At 59.9% G+C, this 18,015-nt stretch carries 14 protein-coding genes; 9 read left to right on the forward strand and 5 right to left on the reverse strand.

The annotated features are described in order from the left end of the window. Nucleotides 1-300 precede the first annotated feature (300 nt). The 5 genes from dnaA (at nucleotide 301) to gabP (ending at nucleotide 8,196) form a co-directional block, all read left to right on the forward strand. A complete protein-coding gene (dnaA, locus tag FGE05_RS02990) occupies nucleotides 301-1,815 on the forward strand; it encodes a chromosomal replication initiator protein DnaA (RefSeq protein ID WP_139641408.1) in 1,515 nt (504 codons plus the stop codon). Nucleotides 1,816-1,854: 39 nt separating this feature from the next. After that, the gene (gene dnaN, locus FGE05_RS02995; RefSeq protein ID WP_139641410.1) at nucleotides 1,855-2,958 is read left to right on the forward strand and encodes a DNA polymerase III subunit beta; all 1,104 of its coding nucleotides are present in this window, start codon (nucleotides 1,855-1,857) and stop codon (nucleotides 2,956-2,958) included. A 17-nt stretch (nucleotides 2,959-2,975) separates the two neighbouring features. Continuing rightward, complete coding sequence (recF, locus tag FGE05_RS03000) at nucleotides 2,976-4,079, forward strand: DNA replication/repair protein RecF (RefSeq protein WP_139641412.1); 1,104 nt, start codon at nucleotides 2,976-2,978, stop codon at nucleotides 4,077-4,079. 5 nt (nucleotides 4,080-4,084) lie between these two features. Further along, nucleotides 4,085-6,502, forward strand: a complete 2,418-nt coding sequence (gene gyrB / locus FGE05_RS03005) for a DNA topoisomerase (ATP-hydrolyzing) subunit B (RefSeq protein WP_139641414.1) — start codon at nucleotides 4,085-4,087, stop codon at nucleotides 6,500-6,502. Nucleotides 6,503-6,801: 299 nt separating this feature from the next. Next, nucleotides 6,802-8,196, forward strand: a complete 1,395-nt coding sequence (gabP, locus tag FGE05_RS03010) for a GABA permease (RefSeq protein ID WP_139641416.1) — start codon at nucleotides 6,802-6,804, stop codon at nucleotides 8,194-8,196. Between the two features lie 115 nt (nucleotides 8,197-8,311). Here gabP and FGE05_RS03015 read toward each other — a convergent pair whose 3' ends face one another. Then, nucleotides 8,312-9,046 carry a response regulator transcription factor gene (locus FGE05_RS03015; RefSeq protein WP_139641418.1) on the reverse strand — a complete coding sequence of 245 codons (735 nt, stop codon included), beginning with the start codon at nucleotides 9,044-9,046 and terminating at the stop codon, nucleotides 8,312-8,314. 212 nt (nucleotides 9,047-9,258) lie between these two features. Between FGE05_RS03015 and FGE05_RS03020 the strand changes: the two genes are divergently transcribed. Then, the gene (locus tag FGE05_RS03020; protein WP_139641421.1) at nucleotides 9,259-10,797 is read left to right on the forward strand and encodes a HAMP domain-containing sensor histidine kinase; all 1,539 of its coding nucleotides are present in this window, start codon (nucleotides 9,259-9,261) and stop codon (nucleotides 10,795-10,797) included. Between the two features lie 155 nt (nucleotides 10,798-10,952). Here the strand turns inward: FGE05_RS03020 and FGE05_RS03025 are convergent, their stop codons facing one another. The 4 genes from FGE05_RS03025 to glyQ all read right to left on the reverse strand — a co-directional run bounded on the left by FGE05_RS03025 (nucleotide 10,953) and on the right by glyQ (nucleotide 15,354). Then, complete coding sequence (locus FGE05_RS03025; RefSeq protein WP_139641423.1) at nucleotides 10,953-11,732, reverse strand: 1-acyl-sn-glycerol-3-phosphate acyltransferase; 780 nt, start codon at nucleotides 11,730-11,732, stop codon at nucleotides 10,953-10,955. A gap of 80 nt (nucleotides 11,733-11,812) precedes the next feature. Then, entirely contained in the window at nucleotides 11,813-12,346 is a 534-nt protein-coding gene (gmhB, locus tag FGE05_RS03030; RefSeq protein WP_139641425.1) for a D-glycero-beta-D-manno-heptose 1,7-bisphosphate 7-phosphatase, read from the reverse strand. A 3-nt stretch (nucleotides 12,347-12,349) separates the two neighbouring features. Next, nucleotides 12,350-14,404: a glycine--tRNA ligase subunit beta gene (glyS, locus tag FGE05_RS03035; protein ID WP_139641427.1), complete on the reverse strand. Its 2,055-nt coding sequence runs from the start codon at nucleotides 14,402-14,404 to the stop codon at nucleotides 12,350-12,352. Continuing rightward, nucleotides 14,401-15,354 (reverse strand): glycine--tRNA ligase subunit alpha, encoded by a 954-nt coding sequence (gene glyQ / locus FGE05_RS03040; RefSeq protein ID WP_024777767.1) that lies wholly within the window; start codon nucleotides 15,352-15,354, stop codon nucleotides 14,401-14,403. Before glyQ ends, glyS begins: the two co-directional genes overlap by 4 nt. An 81-nt stretch (nucleotides 15,355-15,435) precedes the next feature. On the opposite strand from glyQ, the gene tag reads away from it, so the two are divergent. The 3 genes from tag (at nucleotide 15,436) to FGE05_RS03055 (ending at nucleotide 18,011) form a co-directional block, all read left to right on the forward strand. Further along, complete coding sequence (gene tag / locus FGE05_RS03045; protein WP_139641429.1) at nucleotides 15,436-15,993, forward strand: DNA-3-methyladenine glycosylase I; 558 nt, start codon at nucleotides 15,436-15,438, stop codon at nucleotides 15,991-15,993. A gap of 42 nt (nucleotides 15,994-16,035) precedes the next feature. Beyond that, nucleotides 16,036-16,923 (forward strand): lysophospholipid acyltransferase, encoded by an 888-nt coding sequence (locus FGE05_RS03050; RefSeq protein WP_024777765.1) that lies wholly within the window; start codon nucleotides 16,036-16,038, stop codon nucleotides 16,921-16,923. 731 nt (nucleotides 16,924-17,654) lie between these two features. After that, a complete protein-coding gene (locus FGE05_RS03055) occupies nucleotides 17,655-18,011 on the forward strand; it encodes a DUF6124 family protein (protein WP_139641657.1) in 357 nt (118 codons plus the stop codon). Nucleotides 18,012-18,015 lie beyond the last annotated feature (4 nt).

An 18,015-nucleotide genomic window follows, 5' to 3' on the forward strand; every position in this document is an offset into this window, starting at 1 on the left:
AGAGAATGACAACTACAGGGGAAAGCAGTGTCCAGCCTGTGCTACGCAGTCGGATAAGCTGTGTGTGGAAAGGTGAGTTATCCACAGCGCGCTTATCCACCGAGTTTCGCCCCCACTTGTACAACGACCTCAGGCCCGGTTATCCACAGAGCTTATTCACTGACCGCCTGTCGTCTTTTTATGAGTTAACGCATTGATAAATCGTGGATGAGGATGAACCTGCGTGTGGATAAGTGGACGTCTGCTCGCTACAATGGCCGCTTGTTTTTGCCTCACCGGCTTTCAACTTAGGGGATGTCCGTGTCAGTGGAACTTTGGCAGCAGTGCGTGGAGCTTTTGCGCGATGAGCTGCCTGCCCAACAATTCAACACTTGGATCCGCCCACTACAGGTCGAAGCCGAAGGCGACGAGTTGCGCGTCTACGCACCGAACCGTTTCGTTCTCGACTGGGTCAACGAAAAGTACCTGGGTCGGGTCATGGAGCTGCTTGACGAGCATGGCAATGGCATGGCGCCTGCGTTGTCCTTATTAATAGGCAGCAAGCGCAGCTCGGCCCCGCGCGCGGCTCCGAATGCACCGCTGGCTGCTGCGGCCTCCCAGGCCCAGGCTGCCGTGGCACCGGCAAGCCCGGTCGCCCCGACTCCCGCGCCAAGCAAAAGAAATCCGCAGAAAGTGGCCGAAGCCAGTGAAGAGCCCTCCCGGGACAGCTTCGACCCGATGGCGGGCGCCAGTACCCAACAGGCGCCGGTACGCGCCGAGCAACGCACTGTGCAGGTCGAAGGTGCGCTCAAGCACACCAGCTATCTGAACCGCACCTTTACCTTCGAGAACTTCGTCGAAGGCAAATCCAACCAACTGGCCCGGGCGGCAGCCTGGCAGGTGGCGGACAACCCCAAGCATGGCTACAACCCGTTGTTCCTGTATGGCGGCGTGGGCCTGGGTAAAACCCACTTGATGCACGCTGTGGGTAACCACTTATTAAAGAAGAACCCGAATGCCAAGGTCGTGTACCTGCATTCCGAGCGTTTCGTGGCCGATATGGTCAAGGCGCTGCAACTGAATGCCATCAACGAATTCAAGCGCTTCTACCGTTCGGTGGATGCGCTGCTGATCGACGACATTCAGTTCTTTGCCCGTAAGGAACGCTCTCAGGAAGAGTTTTTCCACACCTTCAACGCGTTGCTTGAAGGCGGACAGCAGGTCATTCTCACCAGTGACCGTTATCCGAAGGAAATCGAAGGCCTGGAAGAGCGCCTGAAATCGCGTTTCGGCTGGGGCCTGACGGTGGCCGTCGAGCCGCCGGAACTGGAAACCCGGGTGGCGATCCTGATGAAGAAGGCCGACCAGGCCAAGGTCGAGCTGCCGCACGATGCCGCGTTCTTCATCGCTCAGCGTATCCGTTCGAACGTGCGCGAGCTCGAAGGTGCGCTCAAGCGGGTGATCGCGCATTCCCACTTCATGGGGCGCGACATCACCATCGAGCTGATTCGCGAGTCCTTGAAGGATCTCCTGGCGCTTCAGGACAAGCTGGTTTCTGTGGATAACATTCAGCGAACTGTTGCTGAATACTACAAAATCAAGATATCCGATCTGCTCTCCAAACGCCGTTCGCGTTCGGTGGCCCGGCCGCGCCAGGTGGCCATGGCCTTGTCCAAGGAGCTGACCAACCACAGCCTGCCGGAAATCGGCGATGTGTTTGGCGGACGCGACCACACCACGGTGTTGCACGCCTGCCGCAAGATCAACGAACTTAAGGAATCCGACGCGGACATCCGCGAGGACTACAAGAACCTGCTGCGTACACTGACCACTTGATGACCACTAGCGCAGCTTATTAAGGCAAGGGACTAGACCATGCATTTCACCATTCAACGCGAAGCCCTGTTGAAACCCCTGCAACTGGTCGCAGGCGTCGTCGAACGCCGCCAGACCTTGCCGGTACTTTCCAACGTGCTGCTGGTTGTCGAAGGCCAGCAACTGTCGCTGACCGGTACCGACCTGGAAGTCGAGCTGGTCGGTCGTGTGCAGCTTGAAGAGCCGGCCGATCCGGGTTCCATCACCGTGCCAGCGCGCAAGCTGATGGACATCTGCAAGAGCCTGCCCAACGATGCGCTGATCGACATCAAGGTCGATGAGCAGAAGCTCGTGGTCAAGGCCGGGCGCAGCCGTTTCACTCTGTCGACCCTGCCCGCCAACGACTTCCCGACCGTGGAAGAAGGCCCTGGCTCGCTGACCTGCAGCCTTGAGCAAAGCAAGCTGCGCCGCTTGATCGAACGCACCAGCTTCGCCATGGCCCAGCAGGACGTGCGTTACTACCTCAACGGCATGCTGCTGGAAGTGTCTGCCGGTGTTATCCGCGCCGTTGCCACTGACGGTCACCGCCTGGCGATGTGCTCGATGCAGGCCGATATCGGTCAGCCGGATCGCCACCAGGTGATCGTACCCCGCAAAGGTATCCTGGAGTTGGCGCGCCTGCTGACCGAGCCGGACGGCAACGTCAGCATCGTGCTGGGCCAGCACCACATCCGCGCCACCACCGGGGAGTTCACCTTCACCTCGAAGCTGGTAGACGGCAAGTTCCCCGACTACGAGCGTGTGTTGCCTAAAGGCGGCGACAAACTGGTGCTGGGTGACCGCCAGGCGCTGCGCGAGGCCTTCAGCCGTACCGCGATTCTGTCCAACGAGAAGTACCGCGGCATCCGCCTGCAACTGGCCAGCGGTCAGTTGAAAATCCAGGCGAACAACCCGGAACAGGAAGAAGCGGAAGAAGAAGTGGGCGTTGATTACAACGGCGGCTCCCTGGAAATCGGCTTCAACGTCAGCTACCTGCTCGACGTGCTGGGTGTGATGACCACTGAGCAAGTACGCCTGATCCTGTCGGATTCCAACAGCAGTGCGTTGGTGCAGGAGTCCGATAACGACGATTCGGCTTACGTTGTCATGCCGATGCGTCTGTAATAATCAGCAGAAGCTAGATGTCCTTAAGTCGCGTCTCGGTCACCGCGGTGCGCAATCTGCACCCGGTGACCTTCTCCCCCTCCCCCCGAATCAATATTCTTTACGGCGCCAACGGCAGCGGCAAAACCAGTGTTCTGGAAGCCGTACACCTGCTGGGGCTTGCCCGTTCGTTTCGTAGTACCCGCCTGTTACCGGTCATCCAGTACGACCAACTGGCCTGTACGGTGTTTGGACAGGTGGAGCTGGCGGAAGGTGGGCAAAGCGCGTTGGGCATTTCACGGGACCGGCAAGGCGAGTTCCAGATCCGCATCGATGGCCAGAACGCCCGCAGCGCCGCGCAACTGGCGGAGATCCTGCCATTGCAGTTGATCAACCCGGACAGTTTCCGTCTGCTGGAGGGGGCGCCGAAGATTCGCCGACAATTCCTGGATTGGGGCGTGTTTCACGTGGAGCCGCGCTTCATGGCGACCTGGCAGCGCTTGCAGAAGGCGCTGCGCCAGAGAAACTCTTGGCTGCGACATGGTACACTTGACGCCGTTTCGCAAGCGGTTTGGGACAGGGAACTGTGCCAGGCCAGCGCTGAAATCGATGAATACCGCCGCGCTTACATCAAAGCCTTGAAACCGGTCTTCGAGCAGACCTTGAGCGAGCTGGTTGAGCTCGAGGGCCTGACGCTCAGCTATTACCGAGGCTGGGACAAGGACCGGGAACTGAGCACCGTACTGGCTGGCTCGCTGCAACGGGACCAGCAGATGGGCCATACCCAGGCTGGACCTCAACGCGCTGACTTGCGCCTCAGATTGGGCGCCCATAACGCCGCGGACATTTTGTCCCGGGGTCAGCAGAAGTTGGTGGTGTGTGCCTTGCGTATTGCCCAGGGGCACCTGGTCAGCCAGGCCCGTCGCGGTCAGTGTATTTATCTGGTGGATGACCTGCCGTCCGAGCTGGACGAGGCCCACCGTCGGGCGCTTTGCCGTTTGCTGGAAGACTTACGCTGCCAGGTTTTCATCACCTGTGTAGATCACGAATTATTGAGGGAAGGCTGGCAGACGGAAACGCCAGTCGCTCTGTTCCACGTGGAACAGGGCCGTATCACCCAGACCCACGACCATCGGGAGTGAAGGCATTGAGCGAAGAAAATACGTACGACTCAACGAGCATTAAAGTGCTGAAAGGCCTGGATGCCGTACGCAAACGTCCCGGTATGTACATTGGTGACACCGACGATGGCAGCGGTCTGCACCACATGGTGTTCGAGGTGGTCGACAACTCCATCGACGAAGCCCTCGCTGGCTACTGCGACGACATCAGCATCATCATCCACCCGGATGAATCCATCACCGTTCGTGACAACGGTCGGGGCATCCCGGTAGACGTGCACAAGGAAGAAGGCGTTTCCGCGGCCGAGGTCATCATGACCGTGCTGCACGCCGGCGGTAAATTCGATGACAACTCCTACAAGGTTTCCGGCGGGCTGCACGGCGTAGGTGTCTCTGTGGTCAACGCGCTGTCCGAGGAGCTGGTGCTCACCGTGCGCCGTAGCGGCAAAATCTGGGAACAGACCTACGTCCATGGTGTACCCCAGGCACCGATGGCCATCGTTGGCGACAGCGAAACCACCGGTACCCAGATCCACTTCAAGGCTTCCAGCGAAACCTTCAAGAACATCCACTTCAGTTGGGACATCCTGGCCAAGCGGATTCGTGAGCTGTCCTTCCTCAACTCCGGTGTCGGCATCGTCCTCAAGGACGAGCGCAGCGGCAAGGAAGAGCTGTTCAAGTACGAAGGTGGCCTGCGTGCATTCGTTGAATACCTGAACACCAACAAGACTGCGGTCAACCAGGTGTTCCACTTCAACATCCAGCGCGAAGACGGCATCGGCGTGGAAATCGCCCTGCAGTGGAACGACAGCTTCAACGAGAACCTGTTGTGCTTCACCAACAACATCCCGCAGCGCGATGGCGGCACCCACCTGGTGGGTTTCCGTTCGGCGTTGACGCGTAACCTGAACAACTACATCGAACAGGAAGGCCTGGCGAAGAAGCATAAAGTCGCCACCACCGGTGACGATGCTCGCGAAGGCCTGACGGCGATCATTTCGGTGAAAGTGCCGGATCCGAAGTTCAGCTCCCAGACCAAGGACAAGCTGGTGTCTTCCGAAGTGAAGACCGCGGTCGAGCAGGAAATGGGCAAGTATTTCTCCGACTTCCTGTTGGAAAACCCGAACGAAGCCAAATTGGTGGTCGGCAAGATGATCGACGCCGCGCGTGCCCGTGAAGCGGCGCGCAAGGCCCGTGAGATGACCCGCCGCAAAGGTGCCCTGGACATCGCCGGCCTGCCGGGCAAACTGGCTGACTGCCAGGAAAAGGACCCTGCCCTGTCCGAACTGTACCTCGTGGAAGGTGACTCTGCTGGCGGCTCCGCCAAGCAGGGACGCAACCGCCGGACCCAGGCCATCCTGCCCCTCAAGGGCAAGATCCTGAACGTCGAGAAGGCGCGCTTCGACAAGATGATCTCCTCGCAGGAAGTCGGCACGCTCATCACCGCGCTGGGCTGTGGCATCGGCCGCGAAGAGTACAACATCGACAAGCTGCGCTATCACAACATCATCATCATGACCGACGCCGACGTCGACGGTTCGCACATCCGTACCCTGCTGCTGACGTTCTTCTTCCGTCAGTTGCCGGAGCTGATCGAGCGCGGCTACATCTATATCGCCCAGCCGCCGCTGTACAAGGTCAAGAAAGGCAAGCAGGAGCAATACATCAAAGACGACGACGCCATGGAAGAGTACATGACGCAGTCGGCCCTGGAGGATGCGAGCCTGCACCTGAACGAAGACGCCCCGGGCATTTCCGGTGAGGCTCTCGAGCGCCTGGTCAACGACTTCCGCCTGGTGATGAAAACCCTCAAGCGCCTGTCCCGCCTGTACCCACAGGAACTGACCGAGCACTTCATCTATCTGCCTGCCGTCAGCATGGAGCAACTGTCCGATCACGCAGCGATGCAGGATTGGCTGGCCCAGTACGAAGTCCGCCTGCGCACCGTCGAGAAGTCCGGCCTGGTCTACAAAGCCAGCCTGCGTGAAGACCGCGAGCGTAACGTCTGGCTGCCGGAGGTCGAACTGATCTCCCACGGTCTGTCGAACTACGTCACCTTCAACCGCGACTTCTTCAGCAGCAACGACTACAAGACTGTTGTATCCCTCGGCGCGCAACTGAGCACGCTGCTGGATGAAGGCGCCTACATCCAGCGTGGCGAGCGCAAGAAAGCCGTCACCGAGTTCAAGGAAGCCCTTGAATGGCTGATGGCCGAAAGCACCAAGCGCCACACTATCCAGCGATACAAAGGGTTGGGTGAGATGAACCCGGATCAGTTGTGGGAAACCACCATGGACCCGGGCTCGCGCCGGATGCTGAAAGTGACCATCGAAGACGCCATTGGCGCGGACCAGATCTTCAACACCCTGATGGGTGATGCGGTCGAGCCTCGTCGTGACTTCATCGAGAGCAACGCACTGGCAGTGTCTAACCTGGATTTCTGATCCTGCGGCAGTACTGCTACAAAAAAAGCCAACGCTCATGCGTTGGCTTTTTTTTACGCCTGAAAGCAGCGATTCCATGGCAGCCCGTGCGGTCGAAAATCGGGTAGCCCGGTAACACTTCGGAACAAATCCTTCATTCTCAGTCTCTTGCATATCCGCCTAGACCCCGGGACCACGGGTCCTCAGGTTTTCTGGCGTAAAACTTGCGTGTTAAATAAACAACACCTCGTTTCTTTAAATTTACAAAGAGGCGGTGGTACGAGGCGGTACGAATAAATTCAAGACCAAGGGTAGTCTCAATGAGTGGTACGCAAACTTCCAACAATCTGGAGCAAGGGCTCAAACCCCGGCATGTGACGATGCTCTCCATCGCCGGCGTGATTGGTGCCGGGCTTTTCGTAGGCTCCGGTCATGCTATCGCTGCGGCCGGTCCGGCCGTGCTGTTGGCCTACGCCGCCGCCGGTGCATTGGTGGTGTTGGTGATGCGGATGCTGGGTGAAATGGCGGTGGCTTCGCCGGACACCGGTTCGTTCTCGACTTACGCTGATCGAGCGATTGGTCATTGGGCCGGCTTCACCATCGGTTGGCTCTACTGGTGGTTCTGGGTGCTGGTGATTCCCCTGGAGGCCAACGCTGCTGCAACCATCCTGCATGCCTGGTTTCCGAATGTGGCCATCTGGGTATTCACTCTGGTCATCACGTTGCTGCTGACGATCACCAACCTGTTCAGTGTGAAGAACTACGGAGAATTCGAGTTCTGGTTCGCCTTGGTCAAGGTCATAGCGATCATTGGCTTCGTTGTTCTTGGTACGTTGGCGATCTTCGGTCTTTTGCCCAACAGCCAAGTCAGCGGTGTTTCGCACTTGTTCGACACCCAAAGCTTCCTGCCAAACGGTATGGGCGCAGTGTTGGGCGCGATCCTGACCACCATGTTTTCGTTCATGGGTACTGAGATCGTGACCATTGCGGCGGCCGAATCGAAGAACCCAGGGCAACAGATTTCCAAGGCCACCAATTCGGTTATCTGGCGGATCGGCTTGTTCTATCTTGTGTCGATTTTCATGGTCGTATCCCTGGTGCCATGGAATGACCCGCTGCTCGCCAGCGTGGGCTCTTACCAGACTGTGCTGGAACGCATGGGCATTCCCAACGCCAAGCTGATCGTCGATATCGTGGTGCTGGTGGCGGTGACCAGTTGCTTGAACTCGGCGCTCTACACGGCGTCGCGCATGATGTTTTCGTTGGGCAAGCGCGGTGATGCACCGGCCGTTGCCCAGCGCACCAACAAGAGCGGCACGCCTTACTGGGCGGTGATGCTTTCGACCGCTGCGGCGTTCCTGGCGGTGTTTGCCAACTACGTGGCCCCGGCGGCGGTGTTCGAGTTCCTGCTGGCCAGCTCCGGCGCCATCGCACTGCTGGTGTATCTGGTGATCGCGTTCTCGCAACTGCGCATGCGCAAGCAACGCATGGCCCGTGGGGAAAAAATCGCCTTCAGCATGTGGTTGTTCCCAGGCTTGACCTACGCGGTGATCATTTTCATCGTCGCGGCCCTGACCATCATGCTGTTCCAGGAGGCCCACCGTGTGGAGATCCTGGCGACCGGGCTGTTGAGCCTGCTGGTAGTGGTCTCCGGATTGCTGGTGCAGCGCCGCCGGATTGCAAAAACAGGAAGCCTGGTACAGGCACGCGGCTGATTTGATCGTTCCCACGCTCAGCGTGGGAATGCAGCCAGAGACGCTCTGCGTCTCAAAGAGCCGAACGCAGAGCGTCCGTTGAGGCGTTCCCACGCAGAGCGTGGGAACGATCAACCTAGCTCGCCACCGATGTTTCGCTTCCCGCCGTCACACTCTCCAACCGATACCCATACCCATAAATCGTCAACAACTGCCAACCTCGGTCCGCCGTCAGGCCCAGCTTGTTGCGTAGGCGATAGATGTGGGTGTCGAGCGGACGGGACGAGGACATTTCTTCGTGGGTCCAGAATCGCTCGTAGAAATATTCCCGGGACAGTGGGCGACCCAGGTTGGCGAACAGGCAACGGGCCAGGCGGTATTCCCGTTCGGTCAGGCTGATCGGGATACCGGCTCGGGTTACGGTCAGCTCGGCGTCGTCGAAGGCCAGGTCGTTGAACACCAGCACGTCGCTGGCCGGAGCGCGTTGCAGGTTATGACGACGCAACACCGCGGTGACCCTGGCCTTGAGCTCGTTGGGCCTGAAGGGTTTGCTCACGTAATCGTCGGCGCCGGCATTGAGCGCCTGGACGATGTCGTGTTCGCCGTCCCGGCTGGTGAGCATGATGGCGGCCGGTGGCGCATCCATGTGCTCGCGGGTCCAACGCAGCAGTGAAAGGCCGCTGATATCGGGCAGTTGCCAATCGAGGATCAGCAGGTCGAAGGTCTCCCGCCGCAGTTGCCGCAACAGGTCTTCGCCACGTTCGAAACTGTGCAGGGTCCAGGTTTGCTCACCCCTGCCGGGGATCTGTTGCAGTGTCTGTTCCACCCGGCGCAGCTCGGCCGGTTCGTCATCCAGTATGGCGACACGCATGGGACGCGATTCCTTGATCTCGAAAGTAACGGACATCATCAGGGGCACGCAATCTGCCATTTTTATTGCCGTTCCCCTGTCGCAGGCTGCGACAATACCGGCTCACGGCGCAGAGGGAAAGGCAACCGCACGCCGCCCATCGAGTCCGCTATAGTCTTGGGCTTCACATCAAACAAGAAGCCACTCCTCTCTCATGTTCGGTCAGGGCATCCATGAGTCATCCGCGTCGCAGTGAAAGCCGTGAACCCACCCAGGCCCAGCGATTGTTTCGTCAGTTGGTGCGGGAATGGTTGTGGATAAGTCTGCTGCTGTTACCGGTGACGGCGCTGTTGTCGCTCAGTGTCCAATCGGCTCGCCATGGATCGAGCGTCGTATTATCGGTGTGCCTGGTAGCCTGCGTGCTGGGACTTTTACTGCTGCGCCCTCACTTGGCCCTGTGGACAATGGTGGGTGGCATGGCGGCGGCATTGTCGATCAGTGCTGTGCTGGCGTTAGAGGGCTGGTGGTGGTCGCCGCTGGCGAGTGTATTGGGCATGCTGTTTGGCTACCTGATCTGGAACTGGCGACGCCTGAGCGTGGTGCTGGCCTATTTCGGCTGGGAGCTGGCGCGCCTGGACGCGGAGCCGAAAGTATTTCCGGAACGCCGACGCACCCCCTACACCGGCAGTGACCGCCTGCAGGGCCAGATCATGGCCCTGGAACAGGCCATGGGCAGGACCCGCGACACCCGCCGCTTCATTGCTGACGGCCTGGAATACCTGCCCGTCGCGACCATGATCAGCGATCCGCAAGGCCGGATATTGCTCGGTAACCGCAAGGCCCGGGATCTTTTCGGTCATGTCCTGGCAGGCGGCGATGTGCTGGAACAGCTTGTGCAACTGGGGTACCCAGCGCTGGAGCGTGAACCCCATCACCGGTTATCCACACTGCCCTTGGTGGAGTTTCGCGACACTCGCGAACGCAGCCTGCGCCTGGAGCGTGCCCCGCTCATGCCGGTGGACGGTGATACGCCCATTGGCTGGTTGCTGAGCCTTATCGACCTGAGCGCCGAGCGAGAAGCCGAAGAGCAGCGCAGCGTGATGTTGCGTTTTCTCTCCCACGACTTGCGTGCCCCCCACTCGGCGATCCTGGCGTTGCTCGACGTGCAGCGGCATCAGACGGGAGGAAGTAATCTGCTGTTCGATCAGATCGAGCGTCAGGTTCGTCGTGCCCTGGACCTGACCGATGGCTTCGTGCAACTGGCCAAGGCGGAATCCGAAGCGTACCAATTCCAGCCGACCCTGTTCGCCATGCTGATTCTGGATGTGCTGGACCAGGCGTTACCCATTGCCCAGGCCAAGCGCATCCAACTGACTCATGCCGTGGATGATGAAGAAGCGATGGTGAGGGCGGATCAATCCCTACTGACCCGTGCGCTGTTCAACCTGCTGGAAAATGCCATCAAGTACAGCGCGCCCGATAGCTGGATTTCGTTGGTGGTTCGCGGCGCGGAGGGTTGGTTGATCTGTGAAATCAGCGACCAGGGCAAAGGCATTGGTGTCGATGAGCTTCCCGATCTGTTCAGTCAGTATCGGCGGTTCTCGTCGGCCCACGGCGTGGATGGGATTGGCTTGGGATTGTCGATGGTCAAAGCCGTGGTGGACCGCCATGGGGGACAGATCGAATGTCACAGCGTGGTCGGTGAAGGTACGACGTTCAGCTTGCGGTTTCCCTTGCTGGGGGACGAAGCGGAAGATCGCAACCTTCTATAGAAACGGTTCCAGGCAGCGAATCGCTCAGGCGCTATAAAAAACTTATGCACCTTCAGACTGGTTTTATGTTTTTAAGAAATATGCATTAAAAACAATCAGTTACAAGATAAAAGCTGTGTTTATCGAATAAACGGTACACAGCTTATCCACAGATATCAGACAGCGAGTTGATCCGTAGCCGCCGGTGTCGTGGGGGTCGGGGGGAGCGAGCCCATGTCCCGCTGGGTCTGTTCGTTCCAGGCCTGGACCCGGTCGTTGAGGTCGGCAATGGCGCGGGGCCCACTGCCTTGGGCATACATTGGCTCGCCGATGACCACGGTGATGGTCCCTGGCGTCCTGATCCAGCCAGCCTTGGGCCAGAATTTGCCGGCATTGTGTGCAATCGGCAATACAGGCAGATCGGCATTCACCGCCAATGCCGAACCGCTGCGGGAAAACTTGCCGACCGTGCCGTACGGCACGCGGGTACCTTCCGGGAAGATCAATACCCAGACGTTGTCCTTGAGCAGCTCGTCGCCCTTCTTCGCCACTTGCTTGAGCGCAGCCTTGGGATTGTCGCGATCGATAGCAATCGGCCGCAGCATCGCCATGGCCCAGCCGAAGAACGGTACGAATAACAGTTCACGCTTGAGCACCTGGCTCAGCGGCTCGAAATAGGCCGACAGGAAGAACGTCTCCCAGGTGCTCTGATGGTTGGACTGGATCACGCAGGGCCGCTCAGGCACGTTTTCGGCGCCCTTCACTTCATAGCGAATACCCAGGAACACTTTGCTTAACCACAGTGCGCAACGGCACCAGTACACGTTGATGAAGCGGTAGCGCGCCTTGAACGGCATGAAAGGCGCGACAAAAAAACTCAGGGAGCACCACAACAAGGAACTGGTGCCCAACAGCAGGTAAAAGAGAAAAGATCTGATGGCCTGCAATATCGACATAGCGGCATTTACCGTTGCGGGCAATGCCCGCCTGTTCAAGCGCTTCCCGAACAATCCTTGATCAGGATGTCTTGGGAGCTCTAATTGTGGATAAGTTCAGCGGCAATCGCCGCCAGGTCGTCAAAAATCAGGGTGCCTACCGGTAGGGTCTTGCCCAGAGTCTTCTCGCCTTTCCCGGTTTTTACCAAAACTGGCTGACAATCGACGGCCTTGGCCGCCTCCAGGTCACCGAGGCTGTCGCCGACGAACCAGACGCCCGCCAGCGGCACAGCATAATGCTCGGCAATGGCCTTCAACATGCCCGGTTTGGGTTTGCGGCAATCGCAACCTTCATCCGGCCCATGGGGGCAATAGACGATCAGCCCGACTTCGCCGCCCTGCTCGGCCACCAGGGCGCGCAAGCGCTCATGCATGGCGTCGAGGACCGCGAGGTCATAGTAACCGCGGGCAATGCCCGACTGGTTGGTGGCAACCGCCACCGTCCAGCCGGCCTTGCTCAACTGCGCAATGGCTTCGATCGAGCCGGGGAGCGGCAACCACTCCTCCACCGATTTGATATAAGCGTCGGAGTCGTGATTGATCACCCCGTCCCGATCGAGAATCAGCAGTTTCAAGGTTTACCCCAGCAGCGAAATGTCGGCGACGCCGAGGAACAGACCCCGCAGACGCGACAGCAGTGCATAACGGTTGGCCCGTACGCTGGCGTCTTCGGCATTGACCATCACTGCCTCGAAGAACGCATCCACCGGTTCACGCAGTGCCGCCAAGCGTGCCAGGGTTTCGCTGTACTGACGTGCCGCGGCCATCGGCTGTACTGCCTGGTCTGCCTGCTGGATCGCCGAATACAGAGAGAACTCGTTGGCGTTGTCGAAGTATTTGGCTTCGACGGTGGCCGCGATATTGCCTTCGGCCTTGCTCAACAGGTTCGACACACGCTTGTTCACCGCGGCCAATGCTGCCGCTTCCGGCAGTTTGCGGAAGGCCTGGACGGCTTGCACGCGCTGGTCGAAGTCCAGGGCCGAACCCGGCTTCAGGGCGCGCACCGACAGGTAGGTGGCGACGTCGACGCCTTCATCTTCATAACGCGCGCGCAGGCGGTCGAAGATGAACTCCAGCACCGCATCGGCCAGGCCGGCGGCCTTGACCTTGCTGCCGAACGCGTTGACGGTGAAGGCCACCGCGTCGTTCAGGTCCAGGTCCAGCTGCTTGTCGATGAGGATCCGCAACACACCCAGCGCCGCGCGACGCAGGGCATAGGGGTCCTTGCTGCCGGTGGGCAGCATGCCGATGCCGAAGATGCCGACCAGGGTGTCGAGCTTGTCGGCGATGGCCACGGCCGCACCGGTCAGGGTGGTCGGCAGTTCGGCGCCGGCGCCGCGGGGCATGTACTGCTCGTTCAGCGCCAGGGCGACGTCCTGCGGCTCACCGTCGTTGAGGGCATAGTAGTAACCGGCGATACCTTGCATCTCCGGGAACTCACCGACCATCTCGGTGGACAGGTCGCATTTGGACAGGATGCCGGCACGAGCCGCGCGCTGGGCGTCGCCGCCGATGCGTGGGGCAATGAAGGCCGCCAACTTCGAAACGCGCTCGGCCTTGTCGTAGACGCTGCCGAGTTTTTCCTGGAACACCACATTTTTCAGGCGTTCGTTGAAGCTTTCCAGCGGTTGCTTCTTGTCTTGCTTGAAGAAGAATTCGGCGTCGGTCAGGCGCGGGCGAACGACTTTTTCGTTACCGGCGATGATCTGCTGCGGGTCCTTGCTTTCGATGTTGGCAACCGTGATGAAGCGCGGCAGCAACTTGCCGTCGGCGTCCAGCAGGCAGAAATACTTCTGGTTGTCCTGCATGGTGGTGATCAGCGCTTCCTGCGGCACTTCAAGGAAACGTTCCTCGAACGAGCACACCAGCGGCACCGGCCATTCCACCAGCGCGGTCACTTCGTCCAGCAGGCTTGGTGGCACGATGGCGGTGCCTTCCTGGCGGGTGGCCAGCTCTTCGGTGCGCTTGCTGATCAGCTCGCGGCGCTCGTTGGCATCGGCCAGCACGTAGGCGGCACGCAGGTCGGCCAGGTAGTTGGCCGGCGAGGTGATGCGTACGCTTTCCGGATGATGGAAGCGGTGACCGCGAGAATCGCGACCGGCCTTCTGGGCCAGGATCGTGCAGTCAATGACCTGGTCGCCGAGCAGCATGACCAGCCATTGGGTCGGACGGACGAACTCTTCCTTGCGCGCGGCCCAGCGCATGCGCTTGGGAATCGGCAAGTCATTGAGGGAGTCTTCGACGATGGTCGGCAGCAGGCTGGCAGTCGGCTTGCCCTTGATGCTCTGGCTATAGCGCAGCTTCGGGCCGCTCTGGTCGATTTCGCTCAGGTCCACGCCACACTTCTTGGCGAAGCCCAGGGCAGCCTGGGTCGGATTGCCATCGGCGTCGAACGCGGCCTGGCGTGGCGGGCCGTCGAGGTTGATGCTGCGGTCCGGCTGCTGGGTCGCCAGGCCGGTGATCAACACGGCCAGGCGGCGCGGCGCGGCGTAGACGTGCTTGGTTTCGAAGTTCAGGCCGGCAGTTTGCAGGCCTTTTTCGATACCGGCCAGGAACGCATCGGCCAGGGTATTCAGGGCTTTGGGTGGCAGTTCCTCGGTGCCCAGTTCAACCAGAAAATCTTGAGCACTCATTGTGCAGCCTCCAGCTTAGCCAACACTTCATCACGCAGGTCCGGGGTCGCCATCGGGAAGCCCAGCTTGGCACGGGCCATCAGGTAGGCTTGCGCGACGGAACGCGCCAGGGTGCGTACACGCAGGATGTATTGCTGGCGCGCCGTCACGGAAATCGCCCGACGTGCGTCCAGCAGGTTGAAGGTATGGGAAGCCTTCAACACCATTTCATAGCTCGGCAACGGCAGCGGCTGGTCCAGTTCGATCAGGCGCTTGGCTTCGCTTTCATAGAAATCGAACAGTTCGAACAGTTTGTCGACGTTGGCGTGTTCGAAGTTGTAGGTCGACTGTTCCACTTCGTTCTGGTGGAACACGTCGCCATAAGTCACTTTGCCGAACGGGCCGTCGGCCCATACCAGGTCGTAGACCGAATCCACGCCTTGCAGGTACATGGCCAGGCGTTCCAGGCCGTAGGTGATCTCGCCGGTGACCGGGTAGCACTCGATGCCGCCGGCCTGCTGGAAGTAAGTGAACTGAGTCACTTCCATGCCGTTGAGCCAGACTTCCCAACCCAGGCCCCAGGCGCCCAGGGTCGGCGATTCCCAGTTGTCTTCGACGAAACGGATGTCATGCACCAGCGGGTCGAGGCCCACGCGCTTGAGGGAGCCCAGGTACAGTTCCTGGAAGTTTTCCGGGTTCGGCTTCAGGACCACCTGGAACTGGTAGTAGTGCTGCAGACGGTTCGGGTTTTCGCCGTAGCGGCCGTCAGTCGGGCGGCGGCTGGGCTGCACGTAGGCGGCGTTCCAGGTTTCCGGGCCGATGGCACGCAGAAACGTGGCAGTGTGGAAAGTGCCGGCGCCTACTTCCATATCGTAGGGCTGAAGTACCACGCAACCTTGCTCGGCCCAGTATTGCTGGAGGGCGAGGATCAAGTCTTGGAAGGTACGCACGGCTGGCGTAGGCTGGCTCACGAAATTCACCTGTTTCTTGGGCTGCGATTTAAAGAGCGGGAGTATACCCGATTCGTTCGTGCGCACGCCCCCTGGAGCCTTATGCCACGCTGCTTTTGGTGTTCCGAAGATCCGCTGTACATGGCCTATCACGATCAGGAGTGGGGGACGCCGCTGCGCGATGCGCAGGGTTTGTTCGAGTTGCTTTTGCTCGAAGGGTTCCAGGCCGGGCTGTCCTGGATCACCGTGCTGCGCAAACGCGCCCGTTACCGCGAGGTGTTGTACAACTTCGACGTACAGCGGGTGGCGCAGATGAGCGATGCCGAAATCGAGGACCTGATGCAGGACCCCGGCATCATCCGCAACCGCCTCAAGCTCAAGGCTGCGCGCCGCAACGCCCAGGCCTGGCTGGCCCTGGAAGACCCGGTGGCGTTCCTCTGGTCGTTCGTCGGCGACAGGCCCCTTATCAACCATTTCAAGGACCGCACCGAAGTGCCGGCCATCACTCCCGAAGCCGTGCAGATGAGCAAGGGCCTGAAAAAGGCCGGCTTCACCTTCGTCGGGCCGACCATTTGCTACGCCTTCATGCAGGCCTCGGGGATGGTCATGGACCACACCCAGGACTGCGACCGCTACGCCGAGCTGGCAAACGGCGGTTAGAATAGCCGGCTCGCAACACGCCCATGAATTCAGGAGTGACCTGTGGATAAGTTGAAAGGCGCCTTGCTGGTCGGCGCTCTGCGGTTATTTGCGCTGCTGCCTTGGCGGGCGGTGCAAGCGGTGGGGTCGGCCATCGGCTGGCTCATGTGGAAACTGCCCAACCGCTCCCGCGACGTGGTGCGGATCAACCTCGCCAAGTGCTTTCCCGAGATGGACCCGGCCGAGCGCGAACGCTTGGTGGGCCAGAGCCTGAAGGACATCGGCAAATCCCTGACCGAAAGCGCCTGCGCCTGGATCTGGCCGGCCCAGCGCTCCATCGAACTGGTGCGCGAAGTCGAGGGCCTGGAGGTATTGAAAGAAGCCCTGGCGTCCGGCAAGGGCGTGGTGGGCATCACCAGCCACCTGGGCAACTGGGAAGTGCTCAACCACTTCTATTGCAGCCAGTGCAAACCGATCATTTTCTACCGCCCGCCCAAGCTCAAGGCGGTGGATGAACTGCTGCAAAAGCAGCGGGTACAACTGGGCAACAAGGTCGCGGCGTCCACCAAGGAAGGCATCCTCAGCGTCATCAAGGAAGTGCGCAAGGGCGGCCAGGTGGGTATCCCCGCCGACCCGGAACCGGCCGAATCCGCCGGCATCTTCGTGCCCTTCTTCGCCACCCAGGCCCTGACCAGCAAGTTCGTCCCCAACATGCTCGCCGGCGGCAAGGCCGTCGGCGTCTTCCTCCACGCGCTGCGCCTGCCGGATGGCTCCGGCTACAAAGTCATCCTCGAAGCCGCGCCAGAAGCCATGTACAGCACCGACACCGCAACCGCCTGCGCCGCCATGAGCCAAGTTGTGGAGCGCTACGTGCGGGCGTACCCGAGCCAATACATGTGGAGCATGAAACGCTTCAAGAAACGCCCGCCGGGCGAGGCGCGGTGGTACTGAAGGCCTGTTGCTTCATAAGATCGGTCCCACTGGGATTTGTGGTGAATGCAGCGTCTGCTGCACCCAAGAAACCCTGTGGGAGCCGAGCTTTCTCGCGATGACGGCGACACAGTCAACATCGGTGCAAGCAGACCCACCGCCATCGCGAGCAAGCTCAGCTCCCACAGGATTTGGGATGGATGCGATGTCTGTGAACCGCCCGGAAAAAACTGTGGGAGCGAGCCTGCTCGCGATAGCGCCCTCACAGCCGCCGCTGAATTAACTGACTCCACCCTCCTGTGGCGAGGGAGCTTCGCAATAGCAGCCCCAACTTCCTACAGACGATCCGCCCCAGCCCTGCTTTCCAACCAAGCAGAGGCAGCCCCTGGCTCGCGAATTCCAGGCCTTACCGTCGCCTGTTTATTCTCCCAAGGCCACCCTTCCCCCAACCCACGCATCCTTGCGCCTTTGCCTACAACTACGCCAGAATCCGCCCGCTTGTGCACCCTGTCTCCGGGTTCTATCGTCTTCCTGCCACTGCTCATCAGTGGTCGGGTTTAGTAGCCCGTGGTAATTGAAGATGTACAAGTGCTTCCATCAGACAGGCTTCGATCCTGCGCTTGATGGTGGCTGTACGCAGGGCGCTTCGGCGCGCCGGCTTCTTCGGTTCCCCGGTCTACTAACCTGCGTACAGCTGCCACCCCCTGTTTAGTAGCTCGGGCGTGTCGGCATCACATCGGGAACCGAAGATTATGTTCAAAGTAACTCCAAACCCTCCGGAAACGGAGCAAGCCTCCCCGCGCACAAAATCCAGGACCAAAAAGCTCGATGAAGCCGCGGAGCGCGCCCTGGATTTCTATCTCTCACCCAAAGAGACGAAACCCGACGATCCCCAGCCGGGCCAGATATTCACAATCGTAAAAGACATCGACAGCGAATCCCTGCTCGCCAACCTCACCGAAACCCTGGCCTCGGCTGACGCCATGGTCAACGACCTCGCCTTCGAACTGGAAGGTTCACGCCGTCATGTGGCACTCGGTATTCAGCAACTGATCGAGCTGGGTTCGTTGATGGCAAATCGGGTGCTGGATAACGTTGAGTCGCGCTAGCAGG

This window comes from Pseudomonas sp. ICMP22404 (assembly GCF_006227205.1).
GTDB lineage: Bacteria > Pseudomonadota > Gammaproteobacteria > Pseudomonadales > Pseudomonadaceae > Aquipseudomonas.